Origin of the sequence: Halorientalis regularis, from assembly GCF_023698535.1 — an archaeon.
GTDB classification, from domain to species: Archaea; Halobacteriota; Halobacteria; order Halobacteriales; family Haloarculaceae; genus Halorientalis; species Halorientalis regularis.
Window position 1 is genome coordinate 1 of record NZ_JALJCL010000015.1, and the last position, 18,265, is coordinate 18,265.

At 63.1% G+C, this 18,265-nt stretch carries 21 protein-coding genes and 2 tRNA genes; 14 read left to right on the forward strand and 9 right to left on the reverse strand.

Going from position 1 to position 18,265, the window contains the following annotated elements:
* Positions 1 to 405 precede the first annotated feature (405 nt).
* Entirely contained in the window at positions 406 to 1,020 is a 615-nt protein-coding gene (locus tag MU521_RS17210; protein WP_092694586.1) for a DUF309 domain-containing protein, read from the forward strand.
* Here MU521_RS17210 and azf read toward each other — a convergent pair.
* Both azf and MU521_RS17220 read right to left on the reverse strand, forming a co-directional pair.
* Entirely contained in the window at positions 1,017 to 1,796 is a 780-nt protein-coding gene (gene azf / locus MU521_RS17215) for an NAD-dependent glucose-6-phosphate dehydrogenase Azf (protein WP_092694584.1), read from the reverse strand. The genes MU521_RS17210 and azf overlap by 4 nt on opposite strands.
* A 111-nt stretch (positions 1,797 to 1,907) precedes the next feature.
* A complete protein-coding gene (locus MU521_RS17220; RefSeq protein WP_092694582.1) occupies positions 1,908 to 2,522 on the reverse strand; it encodes a translation initiation factor IF-2 subunit beta in 615 nt (204 codons plus the stop codon).
* Between the two features lie 121 nt (positions 2,523 to 2,643).
* Between MU521_RS17220 and MU521_RS17225 the strand changes: the two genes are divergently transcribed.
* The 4 genes from MU521_RS17225 to MU521_RS17240 all read left to right on the forward strand — a co-directional run bounded on the left by MU521_RS17225 (position 2,644) and on the right by MU521_RS17240 (position 6,807).
* Complete coding sequence (locus MU521_RS17225) at positions 2,644 to 2,991, forward strand: dihydroneopterin aldolase family protein (RefSeq protein ID WP_092694580.1); 348 nt, start codon at positions 2,644 to 2,646, stop codon at positions 2,989 to 2,991.
* A gap of 84 nt (positions 2,992 to 3,075) precedes the next feature.
* Positions 3,076 to 5,178, forward strand: a complete 2,103-nt coding sequence (locus tag MU521_RS17230) for a histidine kinase N-terminal 7TM domain-containing protein (protein ID WP_092694578.1) — start codon at positions 3,076 to 3,078, stop codon at positions 5,176 to 5,178.
* Positions 5,179 to 5,252: 74 nt separating this feature from the next.
* On the forward strand, positions 5,253 to 6,242 hold the full coding sequence (locus MU521_RS17235; protein WP_092694576.1) for a DUF7544 domain-containing protein: 990 nt from the start codon (positions 5,253 to 5,255) through the stop codon (positions 6,240 to 6,242).
* 103 nt (positions 6,243 to 6,345) lie between these two features.
* On the forward strand, positions 6,346 to 6,807 hold the full coding sequence (locus MU521_RS17240) for a DUF5790 family protein (protein ID WP_092694574.1): 462 nt from the start codon (positions 6,346 to 6,348) through the stop codon (positions 6,805 to 6,807).
* On the opposite strand, the gene MU521_RS17245 is transcribed toward MU521_RS17240, so the two are convergent.
* Positions 6,804 to 7,553, reverse strand: coding sequence for a creatininase family protein (locus tag MU521_RS17245; RefSeq protein WP_092694572.1), 750 nt, complete (start codon positions 7,551 to 7,553; stop codon positions 6,804 to 6,806). The two genes, MU521_RS17240 and MU521_RS17245, sit on opposite strands and share 4 nt — an antisense overlap.
* 89 nt (positions 7,554 to 7,642) lie before the next feature.
* Here MU521_RS17245 and MU521_RS17250 point away from each other — a divergent pair, with 89 nt between their 5' ends.
* Entirely contained in the window at positions 7,643 to 7,996 is a 354-nt protein-coding gene (locus tag MU521_RS17250) for a TRAM domain-containing protein (protein WP_092694570.1), read from the forward strand.
* Between the two features lie 16 nt (positions 7,997 to 8,012).
* Here MU521_RS17250 and MU521_RS17255 read toward each other — a convergent pair whose 3' ends face one another.
* The 3 genes from MU521_RS17255 to MU521_RS17265 all read right to left on the reverse strand — a co-directional run bounded on the left by MU521_RS17255 (position 8,013) and on the right by MU521_RS17265 (position 11,206).
* A complete protein-coding gene (locus MU521_RS17255; RefSeq protein ID WP_092694568.1) occupies positions 8,013 to 9,941 on the reverse strand; it encodes an ABC transporter ATP-binding protein in 1,929 nt (642 codons plus the stop codon).
* Positions 9,942 to 10,002: 61 nt separating this feature from the next.
* On the reverse strand, positions 10,003 to 10,653 hold the full coding sequence (locus MU521_RS17260) for a DUF192 domain-containing protein (protein ID WP_245681217.1): 651 nt from the start codon (positions 10,651 to 10,653) through the stop codon (positions 10,003 to 10,005).
* A gap of 49 nt (positions 10,654 to 10,702) precedes the next feature.
* Positions 10,703 to 11,206: a DUF192 domain-containing protein gene (locus tag MU521_RS17265; protein WP_092694566.1), complete on the reverse strand. Its 504-nt coding sequence runs from the start codon at positions 11,204 to 11,206 to the stop codon at positions 10,703 to 10,705.
* 84 nt (positions 11,207 to 11,290) lie between these two features.
* Between MU521_RS17265 and MU521_RS17270 the strand changes: the two genes are divergently transcribed.
* Positions 11,291 to 11,364 (forward strand) — tRNA-Val (locus MU521_RS17270).
* A gap of 700 nt (positions 11,365 to 12,064) precedes the next feature.
* On the opposite strand, the gene MU521_RS17275 is transcribed toward MU521_RS17270, so the two are convergent.
* A complete protein-coding gene (locus MU521_RS17275; RefSeq protein WP_092694564.1) occupies positions 12,065 to 12,508 on the reverse strand; it encodes a DUF8152 family protein in 444 nt (147 codons plus the stop codon).
* A gap of 61 nt (positions 12,509 to 12,569) precedes the next feature.
* Positions 12,570 to 13,061, reverse strand: coding sequence for a redoxin domain-containing protein (locus MU521_RS17280; protein WP_092694563.1), 492 nt, complete (start codon positions 13,059 to 13,061; stop codon positions 12,570 to 12,572).
* A 155-nt stretch (positions 13,062 to 13,216) separates the two neighbouring features.
* Between MU521_RS17280 and MU521_RS17285 the strand changes: the two genes are divergently transcribed.
* The 5 genes from MU521_RS17285 to MU521_RS17300 all read left to right on the forward strand — a co-directional run bounded on the left by MU521_RS17285 (position 13,217) and on the right by MU521_RS17300 (position 16,600).
* Positions 13,217 to 13,290: transfer RNA gene (locus MU521_RS17285), tRNA-Phe, on the forward strand.
* A gap of 456 nt (positions 13,291 to 13,746) precedes the next feature.
* Complete coding sequence (locus MU521_RS17290) at positions 13,747 to 14,163, forward strand: hypothetical protein (protein ID WP_139171165.1); 417 nt, start codon at positions 13,747 to 13,749, stop codon at positions 14,161 to 14,163.
* A gap of 401 nt (positions 14,164 to 14,564) precedes the next feature.
* Positions 14,565 to 14,870: a hypothetical protein gene (locus tag MU521_RS17295; RefSeq protein ID WP_139171164.1), complete on the forward strand. Its 306-nt coding sequence runs from the start codon at positions 14,565 to 14,567 to the stop codon at positions 14,868 to 14,870.
* 213 nt (positions 14,871 to 15,083) lie between these two features.
* Positions 15,084 to 15,206, forward strand: a complete 123-nt coding sequence (locus MU521_RS21515; protein WP_281187065.1) for a DUF7557 family protein — start codon at positions 15,084 to 15,086, stop codon at positions 15,204 to 15,206.
* 17 nt (positions 15,207 to 15,223) lie between these two features.
* Positions 15,224 to 16,600 (forward strand): DNA primase family protein, encoded by a 1,377-nt coding sequence (locus MU521_RS17300; protein WP_092694561.1) that lies wholly within the window; start codon positions 15,224 to 15,226, stop codon positions 16,598 to 16,600.
* 105 nt (positions 16,601 to 16,705) lie between these two features.
* Here MU521_RS17300 and MU521_RS17305 read toward each other — a convergent pair whose 3' ends face one another.
* Positions 16,706 to 16,963, reverse strand: coding sequence for a MarR family transcriptional regulator (locus MU521_RS17305; RefSeq protein WP_092694559.1), 258 nt, complete (start codon positions 16,961 to 16,963; stop codon positions 16,706 to 16,708).
* 131 nt (positions 16,964 to 17,094) lie between these two features.
* On the opposite strand from MU521_RS17305, the gene MU521_RS17310 reads away from it, so the two are divergent.
* Together MU521_RS17310 and MU521_RS17315 are read left to right on the forward strand one after the other, a co-directional pair.
* Positions 17,095 to 17,649 (forward strand): hypothetical protein, encoded by a 555-nt coding sequence (locus tag MU521_RS17310; protein WP_092694557.1) that lies wholly within the window; start codon positions 17,095 to 17,097, stop codon positions 17,647 to 17,649.
* A 27-nt stretch (positions 17,650 to 17,676) separates the two neighbouring features.
* Positions 17,677 to 18,132: a hypothetical protein gene (locus tag MU521_RS17315; RefSeq protein WP_092694555.1), complete on the forward strand. Its 456-nt coding sequence runs from the start codon at positions 17,677 to 17,679 to the stop codon at positions 18,130 to 18,132.
* Positions 18,133 to 18,265 lie beyond the last annotated feature (133 nt).

Sequence of the window (18,265 nt, forward strand, 5' to 3'; positions counted from 1 at the left end):
GGCGTGCGCTTGAACAGCGGGACGTTGAACGTGAACGGAGGCTATTCTCCTGCCGACGATGAGTCGGCCAGAACGGGAGTCCACGCTGAATCCCACCGCTTTAGCGGTGGGTAGCTCAAAAGACGCATAGCGTATAAAGCCGGAGCCGAAGACGGCAGGGTTTATAAATAACACCTCCTCCGCAACCGCGATGGCGTGGCAGATGCCGAAATACACTCAGACTGACAGCATTGGTCGGCCCACGGCGGCCGCGTAGACAGCACCGGCATATCTGTTTCGCATCCGATGTGAATGCATTCTTATCACGATCATGGGGTAGTAATAAAAGGACGAACATAACCTCACAAAGATTTACATACGTGTTTCGGCCCAAACTCTTTCCCGCGACGGAACCGACGGAGCGGTATGGAGACGGCGCTCCGTGCGGGAATCGCGATCTACAACGCCGGCGACTACCACGAGGCCCACGACGCCTGGGAGGACCGCTGGCTCGCCCTCGACAGCGGAACCGACGACGAGCGGTTCCTCCACGGGCTCATCCAGTTCACCGCGGCCGTCCACCACGCGACCGAACGCAACTGGGCCGGCGTGACGGGGCTGGCCGAGAGCGCCAGTGACTACCTCGACGGCCTGCCCGAGGAGTACCGCGGCGTCGACGTGGCCGCCGCCCGCGCCTACCTGACCGCGCTCAACGCCGACCCCGAGCGGGTCGAGCGCGCGCCGCCGCTCGAACTCACCCACGAGGGGGACGCGATCACCCCCGACGACCTCGACTTTGCGGAATGTGCGGCCGCCGCCGCGGTCTACGCCGAGGACGGCCCCTTCGACGAGGCTGTGATCGAACAGGGGGTCGCGTACGCCCGCGCCGACCTCGACGACGGCGATGCAACCAGTCCGTTCGTCACCTTCGTCATGGACTTCGCCCGGGACGAGGCCCACCGCGGCATCGTCCACCAGCGGCTCTCCGAACGGGTCGACCGACGACAGCGGCGAGAATCGGACGTTGACGGGCTGTTCTAGACGGTACGCTCGTAGTCGGCGACGTGTTCGTCGCCGTCCCACTCGGCACTGTTGTCCTGTGGCTCGTAGCCCAGGGCCTCCTTGGCCCGCTCCAGCGAGTAGTACTTCCGGTCGTTGTCCGAGATGCCGTAGACGATCTCGTACTCGTAGTCGGCTTCCAGCGTGCGCTCGTGGAGGTGGGCACAGTCGGGGTAGGAGAGCCACATCGCCTGGCCGCGCTCGTAGTCGATGGGCGGGTGATCTTCGGTGAGGTTGCCGATGCGGACGTTACAGACTGTGATGCCGTGTTCGTCGTGGTAGTACCGCCCGAGAACTTCGCCGGTGGCTTTCGAGACGCCGTAGAGGTTGCCCGGTCGGGGGAGTTCGGTCCCGTCGAGGCGGTAGTCGTCGTCGGCTCGATACATCTCGGGGGTGCGCTCGTCGGTCTCGAAGGCGCCGACGGCGTGGTTCGAGGAGGCGTAGACGAACCGCTCGACGCCGGCCTCGACCGCTGCCTCGTACATCTTCTGGGTCCCGTCGATGTTGTTCGAGAGGACGCTCTTCCAGGGTGCGGATGGCCGCGGGTCGCCCGCGAGGTGGATGATCGCACCGACGCCGTCGACGGCCTCCCGGACCACCGCCTCGTCGATCACGTCGCCGACGAGGTACTCGTGATCGGGCTCTTCGTCCGGCGGATTGTGGTACATGAGCCGCCAGTCGTACTGCTCGCCGAGGCCCTGCAGGATCGCCTCGCCGACACGCCCGCCAGCACCCGTGAGCAAAACCGGGTCGTCCATTCGAGTAAACCTCAGCGACGGCGCGAGTAAGTAAGATGCGGTTCGGTACCTCTCAAACGAGTAATCAATTACGACTAACGAGTCCAGCGGGGGAACCGCCGTCGAGTACCCTTACTGCACCGGTCGGGCGAAGGCGAGCGTCCCGCTGATGTTGTCGATGTAGACCTGCACCACGTCGCCCTCGCTGGTGCCGGGGACGAAGATGCGGTATTTGCCTTTCTCGGCGACGCCGTCGCCTTTCCGGCCCATCCCGGTGATTTTGACCTGGTAGGTCTCGCCCTCTTCCAGGGTCGCGGTGGTGGACTGGTTCGAGGATTTCGTCGAGCGCTTGTCGACCGGGCGGAAGGCCCCACAGGCCTCACACCGGAGCATCTGGGTGCGGTCCTCGGTGGTGAGTTTCGTGTCCGGCAGCCCACACTCCGAACAGATCACGTACTCGTCGGCGTAGGCGTCGAGGACGGCCTCGAAGTCCGCGGCGGAGAAGGTCCCGTTGTAGCGGCTCCGGTCGCCGTCGAACTGGCCGTTGGTCCCGAACTCCCGCTGGACGTAGCGGTGGACGTGTTCGGGCTCCCGCGAGAGCGCGTCCGCGATGGATTTGAGGTTGGTCAACCGGGTGAAGGCACCGTCCTCCTGGGCGGCCGGGTCGGGGATCTGGAGTCGCTGCTGGCTCGCTGTCCGCTCGGGCAGGGCGTCGTAGGCCCGGTCGAGCGCGACGTCATAGTCCATACACTCCGGAATCGGCCGACACCGAAAAGCGTTCCGTGGTCGATCGTGGCGTGGCCCGCGACCGCCAGCCCACCGCCCGGCTCCCGGAACACACTTCCCCGCGCCGGCCCCCCATTCCGGTATGGAACCGAGCGACGCACAGGCCGCCTGTTTCGAGGCGGGAATCAAGTTCGGCTCGCTGTACCACCAGTTCGCAGGCACGCCGGTGAGTCCGGACAGCGCCGACTCGCTGGCCCGCGCCATGGCGGAGTCGATCGAGAACCAGCCCCACTGCGAGGCGGTGACCGTCGAGATCCTGACCGAGGAACTCGAACGCGCCCTCGCGGACGGCCCGGCCGACTACACCGAACTCACGGGCCGATTCCTCGACGTGGAGATCCGCATCGACTACGAGGGCCACACCGTTCGGACCCGGATGGAGATGGAAGACGGGTACCCCCTGATGCGACTCGTCGACGTGGACGGCTGAGTGCCCACTGCCCCACATATCGCCCCGTCGAACCGCACGTAGCTTTTTCACCGTCGATTCCCTGTTTCTGCTGATAACTGTGCAATGGCGGGGCTTCAGCCACTCATCGTCCCCCTTCTCCTGTTCTCGACGGCGCTGTCTGTCGGGTTGATCGTCGTCGCCCGACAGAGCCGCGAGGAGAGTGGCGTCCGGGAGTTCACGTTCCTGATGCTGGCGGCCGCCATCTGGTCGGGGGGCCACGCACTCCAGTTCGCGGCGGGCGACCTCACGTGGATGCTCCTCTGGCGGACCGTGGGCTACGTCGGCCACAACCTCGTCCCCGTGGGCTTTCTCGTGTTCATGCTGACGTACACGGGGTACAGCGAGTGGGTGACGCGCCGGACGGTCGCACTGCTGGCGGCCGAACCCCTGTTCGTGGCCGTCGTCCTCACGCCCACGAATCCCCTCCACAACCTGATCTACGCCGAGGTCGGTGTCGAACAGGTCGGCTCGTTGGCCGTCCTCGCGCGTTCGTTCGGCCCGTGGTACTGGGTCAACACGACCTACAACTACCTCCTCGTGACCGCGGGTCTCGTCCTCTGTCTCCGGATGGCCCTGGGATCGCGCCAGCACTACCGCCGGCAGGGGACGGCCCTGCTCGCCGGCGCGGTGCCGGCCTTCGCGGCGAACATCGCCTGGGTGCTCGGCCTGACGCCTGTCGACTACACCCCGCTGACGCTTGGCTTTCTCGGCCTCGTCTGGAGCATCGCGCTCTTTCGCTACCGGTTGCTCGATCTGGTCCCGGTCGCCCGCGATACCGTCCTCGACAACATCCGTGACGGGTACATGGTGCTGGACGACCAGTTCCGGATCGTCGACCTGAATCCCGCGGCCCGTGACGTGCTCGACGACCCCGACGATGCGCTCGGCCAGCCGGTCGTCGAGGCGTTCCCGGCCTGTGCAGACCTCTTCGACCGCGGCGACTCGGGGACCGAGATCAGAGACGAGATCGTCGTCGAGGACGGCGACTCGAAACGCTACTTCGACGCCGAGTTGACTACCCTTCGCGACGCCCGTATCACGGGCCGGCTCCTCCTCTTGCGCGACATCACCGGTCGCCGGTCGATCGAGCAGTGGTACCGCACGCTCACCGAGCGGTCCACCGACATCGTCACCGTCACCGACGCCGAGGGCCGGATCTCCTACCAGAGCCCCTCGGCCGAACGGGTGCTCGGCTACGACGCCGCCGACCTCGTCGGGACGCCGCTGGTGGAGCTGGTCCACCCCGACGACCGGATGGCCGTCCAGGAACGGTTCCCCGACTGGGGGTCGACCGAGGAGGCAGCCGTCGAGTACCGCGTCGAGGCCGCCGACGGCACCTGGCGCTGGATCGAGTCCCGCGGCCGGAACCTGCTCGACGATCCCACCGTCGGCGGCATCGTCGTCAACTCCCGGGAGATCACCGAGCGCAAACACCACGAGCAGGACCTCGAACGGAAAAACGACCGGCTCGACCGCTTCGCGACCCTCGTCTCCCACGACCTCCGGAACCCCCTGACCGTCATCGACGGCCGTCTGCAGATCGCCAAGGAGACCGGCGACCCCGAACACTTCGCGGCCATCTCCAGTGCGGTCGAGCGCATGGAACGGCTCATCGACGACATGCTGACGCTGGCCCGCCAGGGCGCGGTCGTCGGCGACCCCGCGGCCGTCGATCCCGTCCCCATCGTGCAGGACGCCTGGGCACACACCGGCACGGAGTCGGCCACGATCCGCCTCGAACCGCTCCCCGATACCGTCGTCGCCGACCCGGATCGGCTCCGGGAACTGTTCGAGAACCTGTTCCGTAATGCGGTGGAACACGGTGGACCGACCGTCACCGTCGCCGTCGGTTCGGTCGAGGGACACGCCGACGCGGCCGGCACCCCGCCGGGGACGACCGGCCTGTACGTCGCCGACGACGGGCCGGGCCTCCCCGACGACGCCGACGTGTTCGCGCACGGATTCACCACGAGCGACGGCGGCACCGGGTTCGGTCTGAGCATCGTCGCCGACATCGTCGACGCGCACGGCTGGTCGATCACGGGGACCGAGGCCGACGAACTCGGCGGCGCTCGCTTCGAGATCTCCGACATCGAGACCGAACCCGGTTCGGCGGCGACCGGCGACGCCCCGAATCCCGAGTCCGAACCGTCACAGTCGGGGTGACTGCCCGTGCCGGCCCGGTTGCTGGGCGTGAGAAGCGACGAAAAACGGATGTAGCTGGTGACTGAAACGCCGGTATGTCCCTCCACGCAGTCGACGATGTCGGTGACGCGATCGACGTGACCCGTGCGTTCCTGTTCCCCGTCGACCGATCCCGGTGGCTCCGCCTCGCGGTCGTGGCGTTCTTCGTCGCCGGCGGGTTCGGCCTGAACGGTCCGACCAACGTCGGCTCCTCGGTGTCGAGTTCCGGCAGCGGCGTCTCGGAACTACCCGAGACGATCCCGGGAGACGTGCTGGCCATCCTGGCGCTGGTCGCCGCCGTCGTCGTCGCCGTCCTCGTCGTCCTCGGGGTGATCGGCTCGATCATGGAGTTCGTCTTCGTCGAATCGCTCCGGAGCGAAGCGGTCCACGTCAGACGGTACGGCCGCCGGTATCTGGGCGCTGGCCTCCGACTCTTTGCCTTCCGACTCGGCGTCTTCCTGCTCGCCGCGGGACTGGTCGCCGCCGTCGTCTACGTCGCCGGCCCGACCGGCCCCGTGCTGACCTGGACCGACGCACAGATCCTCTCGGCCGTCCTGCTGGTGCTCCCGCTGATCGTACTCCTGTTCCCGCTGGTCGCCCTGATCAACGGGTTCACCGTCGACTTCGTGGTCCCCGTCGTCGTCCTGCAGGATCGCTCGATCCTCGGTGGCTGGCGACGCTTCTGGCCGACCCTTCGCAGCGATCTCTGGCAGTACGCCGCCTACGTCCTCGTCGCCTTCCTGCTCAACATCGTCGTCGGCCTCGCCGCGGCGACCGTGATCGGTATCGCCGCCGTCGCGCTGGCCATTCCGTTCCTCCTGGTTGGCCTCGCCGCCTTCTTCGTCGGTGGCGGGACGCTCACGACCGTCGTGATCGCCGTCCTCGTCGTCCTCGGCCTCGTCTACGTCGCTCTCGTGCTGGCCGCGGTCGGCCTCGTGCAGGTCCCGCTCCAGACGTTCCTGCGCTACTACACCCTGCTGGTACTGGGGGACACCGACGACGACCTCGATCTGATCCCCGACCAGCGAACCGCCGTCCGGAAGTGACGGTCCACACGTCGGCCCGCCCGAAACCGGCACATCGCTGTCCTGCGATTACACTTTCACTTTCGGGCGGGTTTTTATACCCTTTCCCGCCGAAGCGGACGGTATGGGTCAGACGACTCTGGACGACGACGAACTGTTCGACGAGGCAGCCTCGGAGATGCGCGAGGACGTCGAGGAATCGCTCGCGAACGCCCGCGAAGCACTGCCGGAAGGTGACGCCATTTGGGACGTGGACGCCGACAACACGCTCGGCGTTCTGAACGGCCTGCGGTCGGCGCTGGACCCGGGCGAGGCCGAGGCGCACCTCACCGACGCGAAGAAGTGGTACACGATGGGTGAACGCGCCGACGCCTTCGAGGACGCCGACGACCTCGCCGAGGAGATCGAGACACTCGACGAGGTCTTCGCGGACATCGCGGACGCACACGAGCAGGTGAGCGACCTCGCCAGCACCGTGCCGGAACTGCGGGGCGCGCTGGACGACGCCCACGACGCCGCCGAGGAGGACGAGGAAGCCGACGCCGAGGCCGATGCAGACGCCGAGGAAGCCGAAGCCGCCGACTAGCGGTGATCTGGCAGATCGGACTCGCGGTCCGCCACCCGTGCCAGTAGCGCCGACAGCGCCGCCGCCGCGTCGTCGACCAGTCGCTCGCCCAGGTCGGCGTCCCCCTCGCTGGGATCGCCGACCGTCCCGTTCTCGCTGAACGCCGCGCTGTCGTAGGCCAGATTCACGCCCTGTTCCCACTCGCCCCAGCCGTCGGCTCCGTCCGCGGCCGCCTCGTCCAGCCGCTCCTCGTGGACCAGTTCCGGATGGAGATACGCGAGCGCGCTCGTCTCGAGGGGGCCGCCGTGGCCCATCGTGACCCCCTCGGAATCGACGGCGTCGAACCAGGTGAACGGAACGGCGTACCCCTTGGTGTGGCGCGTGACGCGGGCCGTGACCTCCCGGAGCGCGGCGACGTTGCCGCCGTGGCCGTTGACGAGGACGACCCTCTGCCAGCCGTGGGACTGCAGGCCCTCGACGGTCTCGCGCACGTAGTCACGGAAGGTGTCCTCGCTCACCCACAGCGTCCCGGTGAACTGGCGGTGTTCCTCGGCGACGCCCACTGGGATCGCGGGCGCGACCACGACCGACTCGCCGGTGTCGGCCTCGTACCGTTCTGCCCCACGCTCCGCGACGGCCTCGGCGGTGAGGAAATCGGTTCCGAGCGGCGCGTGGGGGCCGTGCTGTTCGGTGCTGCCGACCGGAAGGACCGCGAGGTCGGCGTCGGCGGCGTCGGCGTCGGTCCAGGTGGCCTCGGCGAGATTCATTATCGGACTCCTCGGCCGGCGGGCACGTAAGCGCCCCGGCGGGCGGGGGAAGCCAACAGGCTAAACCCCTCCCGCTCGCACGAGCGCGTATGGAGTACGTCTGGATTCTCGGCGGCGTCGCGGTCGTCGCCATCGCGCTCGGGTGGATCGGGTATCTCTGGCGGTGGCGGTCCGCGGAAGCCCGCGAGTCCAAGCAGGCACACGAGGCCGCCCAGGAGCGGGCCCCGCCGGTCGAACTCGGCGAGACCTACGAGTTCGGCATCACCGAGTTCACCGACCACCACTCCGGCGACCGGGTCGCGGTCGGCAAAGTCGAGGGGTTCGTCCTCTTTACTGGGGACGTGCCCGATTCCACCGACGAGGGCGACGTGATCCGCGCGAAAGTCCTCTCGTTCAACGAGGGCCGGACCTCCGCCGACGCGACGTTCGTCGAGCAGGTCTGAAAGATGGCTCCCCGCCTCAGTCGTCGTCCGCGTCCGTTTTCGCCCGCCGCTCCGTCGCGCGTTCGACGAACTCCTCGGGTAACTCCTCGATCTCGCCGGCCTGAACCGCCCAGAGGTTGGCGTAGAGGCCGTTCTCGGCCAGCAGTTCCTCGTGCGTGCCGCGCTCGACGATCCGGCCGTCTTCGAGGACGACGATCCGGTCGGCGTCCTTGATCGTCGAGAGGCGGTGGGCGATGGCGAAGGTGGTGCGGTCCTCGGCGAGGCGGTCCAGCGACCGCTGGATGAGCATCTCCGTCTCGGTGTCCACGTCGCTGGTCGCCTCGTCCAGCACGAGAATCTCGGGGTCCTTGAGGATCGCCCGCGCGATGGCGATGCGCTGGCGCTGACCGCCCGAGAGCTTGACGCCGCGCTCGCCCACCTCCGTGTCGTAGCCGTCGGGCAGGTTCGTAATGAACTCGTGAGCCTCGGCGCGTTTCGCGGCCTCGATCACGTCCTCGCGGCCGGCATCGAAGGTGCCGTACTGGATGTTCTCGGCGACGGTGCCGTAGAACAGGAACGTCTCCTGGCTGACGTAGCCGATGGTCTCCCGGAGGCTGGGGATGGTCACGTCCCGCACGTCCTGCCCGTCGACGCGAATGGTTCCCTCGTCCACGTCGTACATCCGCATCAGGAGTTTCAACACGGTGGACTTGCCCGCGCCGGTCGGGCCGACCAGCGCGAACGTCTCGCCGCCGTCGACGGTGAAGGAGACGTCTTCGACGACCGGATCGTCCTCGCTATCGTAGGCGAACGTCACGTCCTCGTACTCGACGCGCCCGTCGTCGAGGACGAGTTCCTCGGCGGCGGGGTCTTCGGCGATGCGGGCGGGCGTGTCCATCAGGCCGAAGATGCGCTCGGCGGAGGCCCGCGCCCGCTGGTACATGTTGATGATCTGTCCGAACTGCGCCATCGGCCAGATGAACCGCTGATTGAGCAGAATGAAGGTGACGAACTCGCCGACGTACAGCGGTTCGGTGAAGGCACCGGGCGGGCCGTTGATGACCCAGAAGCCGCCGAGGGCGAAGGTGAGGACGAACCCGACGCCGGAGATGATCCGCAGGCCGGGGAAGAACTTGATCCGGGTGTCGATGGCGTCCCAGTTGGCGTCGAAGTAGTCCCGCGAGACGTCCTCGACGCGCTCGGACTCGTAGCGCTCGGTATTGGCACTCTTGATGACCTGGATACCGCCGAGGTTGTTCTCCAGGCGGGAGTTGACCTGGCCGACGGAGGAGCGAACGTCGGCGTACTTGGGCTGGATGGTCTTGATGAACCGGTAGGTGAAGTACGCGATCAGCGGGACCGGCACGAGGGCGATCACGGCGAGTTGCCAGTTGATCCAGAAGAGGATGGCGGCGATCCCGGCCACCATGACCGCCAGCCGGAACGCGGAGTTCATCCCGTCGTTGAGGAAGTTCTCCAGCCGGTTCACGTCGTTCGAGAGGATCGACATCATCTCGCCGGTCTGCTTGTCGGCGAAAAAGTCCATGTCCAGCCGCTGCATCTTGTCGTACGTGTCGGTGCGGATGCCGTGCTGGATGTGCTGGGCGAAGCCGTTCCAGCCGAAGTTGCGCACCCAGTGGAAGGCCGCCCCGATGAAGAACGCGCCGGCGATCAGCCCCACGGTCAGGAGGAGCTGGGCGTCGCGGGTCGCCGGCAACCACGCGTCGGGGACCAGCAGCAGGGTGAACGACTTGTCGTTGCGGACGATGGCGTCGACCGCCAGGCCGAGCAACACCGGCGGCAACAGATCGAGAACGCGTGCGACGACGCTGCCGAACACGCCCACGCCGAACCACGACAGGTTCTCGCGGCCGTACTCGGCGAACAGCCGGCGCATGGGGTTGTCGGCCCGCTCCCGAGCCTCCTCGAACGGATCGTCGTCCGTGTCGGCGGCACCGATATCCATCACCAACGCAACGTGCTGGCTCCGCAAAAGCCCCTCGCTTGGCGACCGCCAGCCCCGATACTCAGCCCCCAGCGTCGGGATTCGGGGTCGCGTCCGCGGTCGCGATCCGTGCCGGAATCGCCACCGTATCGCCCACCGCGAGCCCCGTGCGGTTGGCGTAGCCACGGTTCACTTCCAGCACGTACTGCCCGTACCCTGGATACCCCGTGAGGTCGTCGCCGCTCTCGCCGGGTTCGGTGGGTGCGTGGTGGATGGTCGTGATCGTGCCGTTCGGGGCGACAAAGAGGATGTCCAGTGAGAAGTCCATGTCCCGCATGACGTAGGTGTGCGTGTCGGGTTCCTCGTAGACGAACAGCATGCCCTCGCTCTCGTTCAGGCGCTCGGTGTCGCTGAGGCCGGTGATCCGCTCGCTCCGGTTGTCCGCTATCGCCACCGTGACTCGTCCCAGCACTGTCCCGTTCTCCGCCCGGAGTTCGACCTGTGGTCCCGGCTGGTCGTCCTCCTCGGGCGTGTCGGTTTCGGAGCCCGCGGTGGTCGCAGGCGTTCCTGCGCCAGTCGCCGTCCCGGCCGGTGAACCCGTCGTTTCGGGTCCGGACTGGTCGGCCGCCGGGGACGTGGCCGTCGGCGTTCCGTCGCCGGGGGTCCCCGCACATCCCGTCAGGAGGAGCGCGCAGACCACGAGAACGGCCGCGAGCCTCTGTCGTCGTGACACGCAGGGAACGTCCACGTGTGCCGGAATAAAGCGTGCGGTCGGTGCGAGATCAGCCCACGGTGTCGGGAATCTCGACGCTGTCGCCCTCGTCGATGCCGGTCGCGTTCGCGTAGCCACGCGGGACTTCGAGGACGTACTTCCCGCGGCCGCGGTATTTGATGAGTTCGTCGCCGCTCTCCCCGGGTTCGGTGGGGGCGTGGTGGATCGTCGTGATCGTGCCGTCGGGCGCAACGAAGACGATGTCCAGCGGGACGGACATGTTTCGCATGATGTAGGCGCGTGTCTCGGCGCTCTCGTGGACGAACAGCATCCCTTCGCCGGGGTCGAGGCTGGCGGTCTCGCTGAGGCCGACGTAGCGTTTGCGGTCGGTGTCGGCGATTCGCACGTCGACGGTTGCGAGCGTCGTTCCGTTGTCGTCCCGGACGGTGACGGTCGCGTTCTCGTAGTCGCCGGGGTCGAGCGGTGGCGCGAGGACGCCCGACTGGACGACGAGGGCGACGGCGAGGACGAGGAGCAACCCCGCCGTGATCGCGTTGACGGTCCGGGACGGCATGGTCGAGCGGTGGGTCGTCGGTGGGGTAAGGCTGTCGACCCAGAAAGTAAGCGTTATTCTTCGGCGTGGATTTGGACCGAATGCGGGTTCGTGGTCTAGTCGGTTATGACGCGGCCTTTACAAGGCCGAGATCGGTGGTTCGAATCCGCCCGAACCCACTTGCTGCTGCGAACGACCCGTGAGCAGCAGCAATGTGTGAGGGCGGTTCGACCCTGCCAGTCGCGCGCAGCGGATGTGAGCACGTCTGGCTCCGGTTCGAATCCGCCCGAACCCACTGCCTCGCGGCACGAACAACTCGTGAGCGCCGCGGAAAGCGTTCGGCGGATTCGCGGCCCAGAGGACGAGCGGAGCGAAGTCCTCGCGGTTCGAATCCGCCCGAACCCACTGTTGCTGGACGCGAACAACTCGTGAGCGTCGAGCGAGGCGTGAGTGGCGGTCGAACCAGGGAGCGGGAGGTGAGTGAGCGAGAGCGAACGGACGGGAGCGACTGAGGTTCGAATCCGTCCGAACCCACTGCCTCGCGGCACGAACAACTCGTGAGCGCCGCGGAAAGCGTTCGGTGGATTCGCGGCCCAGAGGACGAGCGGAGCGAAGTCCTCGCGGTTCGAATCCGCCCGAACCCACTGTTGCTGGACGCGAACAACTCGTGAGCGTCGAGCGAGGCGTGAGTGGCGGTCGAACCAGGGAGCGGGAGGTGAGTGAGCGAGAGCGAACGGACGGGAGCGACTGAGGTTCGAATCCGCCCGAACCCACTGCCTCGCGGCACGAACAACTCGTGAGCGCCGCGGAAAGCGTTCGGTGGATTGAACGAGCGAGCGGTGCGAGCGAGTTTCGCGTGGTCCGAATTCGCCCCGTTTCTCAGGGCTTGATCCACCAGAGCAGGTCACGCACCATCTGGCGGGCGGTGTCGACGTGAGAGTCGGCCTCGGGGTCGCCGGTGCTGTCGGCGCGCTGGAGCAGGTCGTCGACCTGCTGGGTGCGGTTGCGCACGGTGGCCTTCGATGGGGTGCCGGTCGAGAGGTCCCGCGAGATGCTTCGGGCTTCGCGGATGCGGTGGTCCTGTTTCTCCGGTTCCTGTTCTTCGACCATGTCGAGATGCCAGCGCACGTCCCGCATGGCGCGTTCCGTCCGGTCGTCACCGTCCGAGCCGTCGGCCGGCCCGGCGTTCGCGCTCGGGCCGACGCCGGCGTCGGCGTCCTGTGCGCGCCGGACGCCACGGCCCTCGACCGATCGCTTGTTGCGCTTGGCATTCCTGATCGAGCGGTCCCCGTCTCCCCCCCGGGAGTCCCTCCGATCTCTCATCACACCGTCCTGTCTCGTCCATCGCAAAAGGGTTGTCGCTCGAACTGGTTCCGCTGGTAGGTTAGCCCTGCGCTGTGGTGGACAGGGATCGCACGGCGTCCAGTAGCGGACCGAGGTCAGGGACTTCCGTCGCCTCGGTGGCGACCGCGCGGTACCGGACCGTCCGTGACTCGTCGAGGACGAAAAACGCCCGTCGCGGGAGGCCGGGCTGGCGGTGCCAGTAGTCGTACTGCACGTCGTAGTTGCGAGTGACGCGGCCGTCAGTGTCGCTGAGCAGCGGAAAGGGGATGTCGTGGCGGCCGATGAACTCCTCGTGGGCGTAGAGACTGTCCTGTGAGATTCCGAGGACGGAGAACTCGGGCTGGAACTCGAACCACTCCACGTCCCGGAGCGTACAGAGCTTCTCCTTGCAGAGCGGGCTGAAATCACACGGGTAGAACGCCAGTAATACCCCGCCACCGGCCGCGTAATCACTGAGACGGTACACCCCGCGTTCGGTCCCGCGCAGGCCCGGGAACTCGAAATCCGGTGCTTGCTCGCCTTCGCCGACCATTTGCCCGGACTGGTGCGTCGCGACGCTTGAACGTCGGGACCGATTCGAGCCTGGGAACGGGGCTAACTGCGGTTGCGGTGGCGAGTCCAGTCCGGCCGGGCTTTCGAAATCCTTTTTTCTACCACCCTCAACTGTCGGGATGCGCACGACGGCGCGCCGCCTTAGCTCAGACTGGGAGAGCACTCGACTGAAGATCGAGCTGTCCCCGGTTCAAATCCGGGAGGCGGCATACTTGTTGCGGGTCGAACCACAATCACCGCACAGCGACGTGATTCACCCGATTTCGACGGGAAATCGTCGAGGGATTTGAACCCGTCACAGCACGCGACCTCGCGCTTGCTTGCGTTTCACGAGATTCGACACGGGCGAGTACGGTAAAAGGTCGGAGACAAGTGGAAGTGGAACCGAAGTCCCCTACGGCGTACACGCATCAAGAGAGACGCAGAGACACGCACGCTCTCCGGTTCCGTGGAACCTCCGATACATCACAGGGATGTTCGTCATCTCGACAGAGAGAACGGGGATGACGCGTTTGCTATACAACAGAAGACGAGAGGCGTCACGGGTGTCACAGGTTCAATCGCATTATCGTAGTGACGAACCGCGTTCAATCATCAGCACAAGTCTTCAACTGGCCGATAGTCCACCACAGGCAGGTGACTAGAATTTCACATACTGAATCGCCATGCTCCGACGAAAATACATCCGTGCTGTTGCGAGCGCCGGAGTTCTCGCAATCGCCGGATGTGCCAGCGATGACGACGACAGCACAGACGAGCAGGCGACCACGACGCCCACACCAACAGATACGCCGACACCAGAACGTGAAGTGCTCGTTGACGAGACGCTGTACTACCGGGAGCGATACCCGTTCGACCTGCAAGCGGGACAGCGACTCGTAGTTTCAGTAGACGTAGAGCGTGGCGGGCCCGTGATTGTAGACGTAGCGGATGCCGAAGCGGGGGAGTCGTTATTCAGTGACCGCGTCGAGACGGAGGAGACGTTCGAGGTCGATATACAGAGCACCGGGACGCACTACGTCACGTTCCAGAACGTCTCAGAGACGACCATCGAAATCACGCTCGTAGAAGCGACCGGCTGACTCTCATTCCCCTTGATTCCGAAATCCCATCGACCGGCGAAATGAATACTCTCTTTCTCGCTTCGAGGGCGTCTGAGCGACTAGTTGCGGTCATTGCCTCCATGTTCGTTTCGCGGAGACGGGAGCAACCCGCACTGTTTGTTTATGAATGAACCCCTCCTCAATACGCTCAAACGATTTTTGTCTTTCTTTTGAAGATTTAATCTACTTAGGCGTGTACGTGAATTCGCGGGCTGGTTTCGTACTCTGATTACTAGACATCCTTATACGCCCTAATATCCAGATACGGCGCGTATTTGGGAAGACGAATAGATACCATATCGTCTCGAACTGTTTCGCGTGGAATTACGATGTCTGGTTGTCCGTCGAGGTGCTGCCGTTCACTTCCACAGAGGCAAACCATGTTCAATGAAATCAATCGAAAACTCGAAGCGTCCGAAAGTATAGCGGTAATTGAATTTGTTGTTGAAGAAGTGTCGTGGAGTGACGTATTCACTGAAGTCGGAGGGTCTCCTGATAACATATTGTTGCGAGAAGATGTTGAGCAATTCATAGAAGACGAAATTGATGCGCTGGATATACCGGGCGATGGCAGACAAGTTGTGGCAGCAGCACAGAAACAGGGTGAGATTGAGTATCTGGATGAAGTCGTGTCATCTGATGCAAACTTGCCGTACATCTTCATTCCGCCACTAAAGGAAAAGTAATTTCATCTGTTTTATCCACACGACCGATTTTTGATGCTGTGTCGTTCGCAATCTACCCCGAATGACTAATCTTATTTAGAATAGTAACTTTGGGTAGTATTTATTGGTTATACCCTCACTGAAATCGAATCTCAAACCATAAACATCCATTTTATCTCTCTTATCCACTCTCACGAGATGCTCCTTGCAGTAGAACAAGTATCAGTTATTGCAATGTCAACTACAAGCATTGCGGTCGCGGCGGAGACGCGTGACAACCTTCGCGCGTTGAAAACAGGCGGACAGACCTACGACGAAGTGCTCGTTGAACTGATGGAGCACTACGAGGAGTCGTAATTTTCGAGGTAATAAAAATGGAAACCGAGAACTCATCTGACGATACGGCATCCAGCGACCTAGGCGTTTGCACCGACGGTGAGAATACCCAAGGCCCGGAATACTGGCGACAGCAGTTGGTTGACGCTGACAACAACCGAGAGCGGGCCTACACCGCGAGTAAGTGGATTCGAGCGCGCGGAGATATCGAACCCGTCGAAGGAAGTCAACTTCGTGCCTACAACGATGACGGGACGTGGAGCGAGGACGGAACGCAGGCGCTCCGAGAGCGACTCGGTCCCATACTAAGAGAGAATTGGGGTAGGCGTGTTCTGAATAAAACAAAGGAGCAGTTGCTCGTAGACGGTCTTAGAGACCGTGACGAGTTCGGGATGCCGAGCGGGAAGGTCGCGGTTGAGAACGGTCTTCTTGACATACAAAACGGCGAACTTCGGGAGATAAGGCCTGATGACCGAGTCCTTTGGAAGTTACCGACTGAGTACGACCCTGAGGCTGATTGTCCGCGCTTCCGACAGTCATTGAGAGAGTGGTTACCGGACGAAGGGGCCCGCAAGAAGGTTCAGGAGTTCGTCGGTTATGCGCTCGACTTCAACAACACGGCATACGAAGTCATGTTGATGCTCGTCGGTCCTACACGAACGGGCAAATCAACGTTTCTCGATGTCATAGACGCTCTTTTCGGAGCGGATAACACCACGTCGATGTCGATTCAGTATCTCGCAAACGAGAAGTGGGGGGTTGCAGAACTCGAAGACACACCGCTCAATATCCGTCGTGACCTCGATTCGAGTGATATCCGCAAAGAAGGTGCTGTCAAGGAACTCGCAAGCGGCGAGCCGATGAAAGCGGAGCGTAAGGGACAGGATCCGTATACAATCCGTCCCCAGACGAAACATATGTTCTCCGCGAACCAGGTCCCCGGATGTGACCAAACCGACGACGCATTTTACAATCGTTGGTTGATGGTGAAATTTAACGAGCAGGTGCCCAAGGATGACCGGGACGAAAACCTAGACGCGAAGTTAACGACTTCGGAGGAGTTATCCGGGGTTTTGAATTGGGGATTGGAGGGGTATCAACGCCTACAACGTCAGGGATGCTTCACTGCTGAGCGCAGTCCTGAAGAAACGAGAGCACTCTGGCAAAAGAACGGGGCGTCAATCGAACAGTTCATCCACGAACACGTGGAAACCGACCCGAATAAAACAACACCGAAGGAGATGATGTATGCTGCGTATCAAACGTTCGCCGAGGAACATGGCGTCACACCCGAGGACAAAGGCAAGTTAACGAGGAAACTCACTACGCTTGACGGTGTTGATACCCGCCAACGACGATTTGAAAGCGGGCGCAAGAGAGTGTACGAAGGGGTGAGACTAGCGAATTGGAACTGACCTGATAGAATTCTATTTTGTCACAGGTGTCACGGGCAATTCGACGATAGTCGATTTACATACGCTCAGGTCTCGGAATGACCCCGTGACAGTTGTGACGGTAACCTACGCGTCCGAAATTTCATCCTTATCAACATCTCCATCGAGAAACCGCTTTCCGAGTGCAGTTATCCGGTAATTCGAAGCATCCGCCCGTTGCAGAGGTCCCGCGTCCGTCAGTTTACGGCAGCGACGAGAGATGTACTCCTGCGTATAGTCGATGTTTGCAGCGATGACGCTGGGAGAGGCAACAATGTCTTTCTCGTGAAGGAACTCCAGCACTCGCTCATCCGCCTGCGTCATCCAGTCAACCCGTGGTCGCATTTAGTAGTTGAAATACAGGGTTTGACTGTTTCAGAGGGTGTCAAAACGTGGTTTTAGACATTATAATTCAGTTCTGTAACCACAATTTCTTGTGGTTAATGCTAAGTCGATGGAGATGTTCTGCTGAGGTAATGGACTTAGGCCGGCGCGTACTCGAACAGCAGGAACCCCTGTACGCGGAGGAAGAAGAGATGTACGAGGGTGAGGTCGCCCGGCTCGAATCGTTGCCGACCGCCTTCGAAGAGGACGAGTGGACACGCGAGGATTTGGAGTGGGTCATCGAATGGAAGGTTAGGGTGTTCACGAAGCCGACGCTGAAACACCTCGATAAAAACGACGACGAAGAGATTCGAGCGCAAATTAACGAAGCAGTTCACGAGTCGAGCATAAGGTCGAAAGTCGAGGCGCTGACCTCCCTGACCGGCATTGGTGTGCCAGTTGCCTCGGCAATTCTCTTGTTCATCAACCCCGACCGGTTCACTGTCATCGACGAACGGGCATGGAACGTCCTACAGGAAACAGGATACCTCGCGCAAGAGCTTTCAGACGACCCCACCGTTGACGAGTACTTGCTGTATCTCGGTGCGTGTTGGACGCTTGCCAACGAGTACGACGTGAGTCTCCGAACGCTCGACAGGGCACTGTGGGTGCTTGATATCGAAGAGGACAGGAACTCCAGCGATTAAATACTGTCAGGAGAAATACTACAACGTATGGACGACCCCGAGCGGCCCGAACGTCCTGGCCCCGACGCCGATGCCGCCGAGATAGCGGAGTGGATGGAGGAGGATTTTGGGCGGGCCGTTGCCGAGGGGATGGCAGACGCGGGTGACGAGGACGACCCCGCCGACGAGCACGAGGTCGTCGAGGTAGAGATACTGAATCACGAGCGGGGCGAAGTCGTCGGGACGATAGACACGAACGGGAACCTCGACACGGAGAGCGAGGCGCTCAGAAACGTCTCGCAGGAGTATCTCGAAGAGGGGGTTCCCGTGCTCGTGCCCACGACCTACGAGAACGAAGACGGTGAAACAGTTCACGCGGATGCAGAGGTGATGGTCGAACCAAGAACCACGGGATTCGTTCGGGCATTCGTTGACGAACTGCCGAGCCCGTTCGACTGCGAATCTGAGGCGCTTACTGACCTGCCTGTTCACGACGAAGAGTAACGGAACACCGAATTCCCGGCCAACGTATTCCGAAATGCGAAACTCGTGAGATTCAGAATCTCCTGTTTTCAGAGCGACCGCTACTATCCGACTAGTTCATTGTCTCGTCAAGAGATGCGTGTCTCTGCGAGTT

What these genes read in the sequence shown, in the direction of transcription:
- MU521_RS17295 (WP_139171164.1), top strand. Translation starts at nt 14,565, where the DNA reads ATGTTCAATGAAATCAATCGAAAACTCGAAGCGTCCGAAAGTATAGCG.
- MU521_RS17240 (WP_092694574.1), top strand. Translation starts at nt 6,346, where the DNA reads ATGGGTCAGACGACTCTGGACGACGACGAACTGTTCGACGAGGCAGCC.
- MU521_RS17280 (WP_092694563.1), bottom strand. Translation starts at nt 13,061, where the DNA reads ATGGTCGGCGAAGGCGAGCAAGCACCGGATTTCGAGTTCCCGGGCCTG.
- MU521_RS17255 (WP_092694568.1), bottom strand. Translation starts at nt 9,941, where the DNA reads ATGGATATCGGTGCCGCCGACACGGACGACGATCCGTTCGAGGAGGCT.
- MU521_RS17230 (WP_092694578.1), top strand. Translation starts at nt 3,076, where the DNA reads ATGGCGGGGCTTCAGCCACTCATCGTCCCCCTTCTCCTGTTCTCGACG.
- MU521_RS17310 (WP_092694557.1), top strand. Translation starts at nt 17,095, where the DNA reads ATGGACTTAGGCCGGCGCGTACTCGAACAGCAGGAACCCCTGTACGCG.
- MU521_RS17305 (WP_092694559.1), bottom strand. Translation starts at nt 16,963, where the DNA reads ATGCGACCACGGGTTGACTGGATGACGCAGGCGGATGAGCGAGTGCTG.
- MU521_RS17250 (WP_092694570.1), top strand. Translation starts at nt 7,643, where the DNA reads ATGGAGTACGTCTGGATTCTCGGCGGCGTCGCGGTCGTCGCCATCGCG.
- MU521_RS17245 (WP_092694572.1), bottom strand. Translation starts at nt 7,553, where the DNA reads ATGAATCTCGCCGAGGCCACCTGGACCGACGCCGACGCCGCCGACGCC.
- MU521_RS17220 (WP_092694582.1), bottom strand. Translation starts at nt 2,522, where the DNA reads ATGGACTATGACGTCGCGCTCGACCGGGCCTACGACGCCCTGCCCGAG.
- MU521_RS17300 (WP_092694561.1), top strand. Translation starts at nt 15,224, where the DNA reads ATGGAAACCGAGAACTCATCTGACGATACGGCATCCAGCGACCTAGGC.
- MU521_RS17275 (WP_092694564.1), bottom strand. Translation starts at nt 12,508, where the DNA reads ATGAGAGATCGGAGGGACTCCCGGGGGGGAGACGGGGACCGCTCGATC.
- MU521_RS17235 (WP_092694576.1), top strand. Translation starts at nt 5,253, where the DNA reads ATGTCCCTCCACGCAGTCGACGATGTCGGTGACGCGATCGACGTGACC.
- MU521_RS17290 (WP_139171165.1), top strand. Translation starts at nt 13,747, where the DNA reads ATGCTCCGACGAAAATACATCCGTGCTGTTGCGAGCGCCGGAGTTCTC.
- MU521_RS17210 (WP_092694586.1), top strand. Translation starts at nt 406, where the DNA reads ATGGAGACGGCGCTCCGTGCGGGAATCGCGATCTACAACGCCGGCGAC.
- MU521_RS17265 (WP_092694566.1), bottom strand. Translation starts at nt 11,206, where the DNA reads ATGCCGTCCCGGACCGTCAACGCGATCACGGCGGGGTTGCTCCTCGTC.
- azf (WP_092694584.1), bottom strand. Translation starts at nt 1,796, where the DNA reads ATGGACGACCCGGTTTTGCTCACGGGTGCTGGCGGGCGTGTCGGCGAG.
- MU521_RS17225 (WP_092694580.1), top strand. Translation starts at nt 2,644, where the DNA reads ATGGAACCGAGCGACGCACAGGCCGCCTGTTTCGAGGCGGGAATCAAG.
- MU521_RS17315 (WP_092694555.1), top strand. Translation starts at nt 17,677, where the DNA reads ATGGACGACCCCGAGCGGCCCGAACGTCCTGGCCCCGACGCCGATGCC.
- MU521_RS21515 (WP_281187065.1), top strand. Translation starts at nt 15,084, where the DNA reads ATGTCAACTACAAGCATTGCGGTCGCGGCGGAGACGCGTGACAACCTT.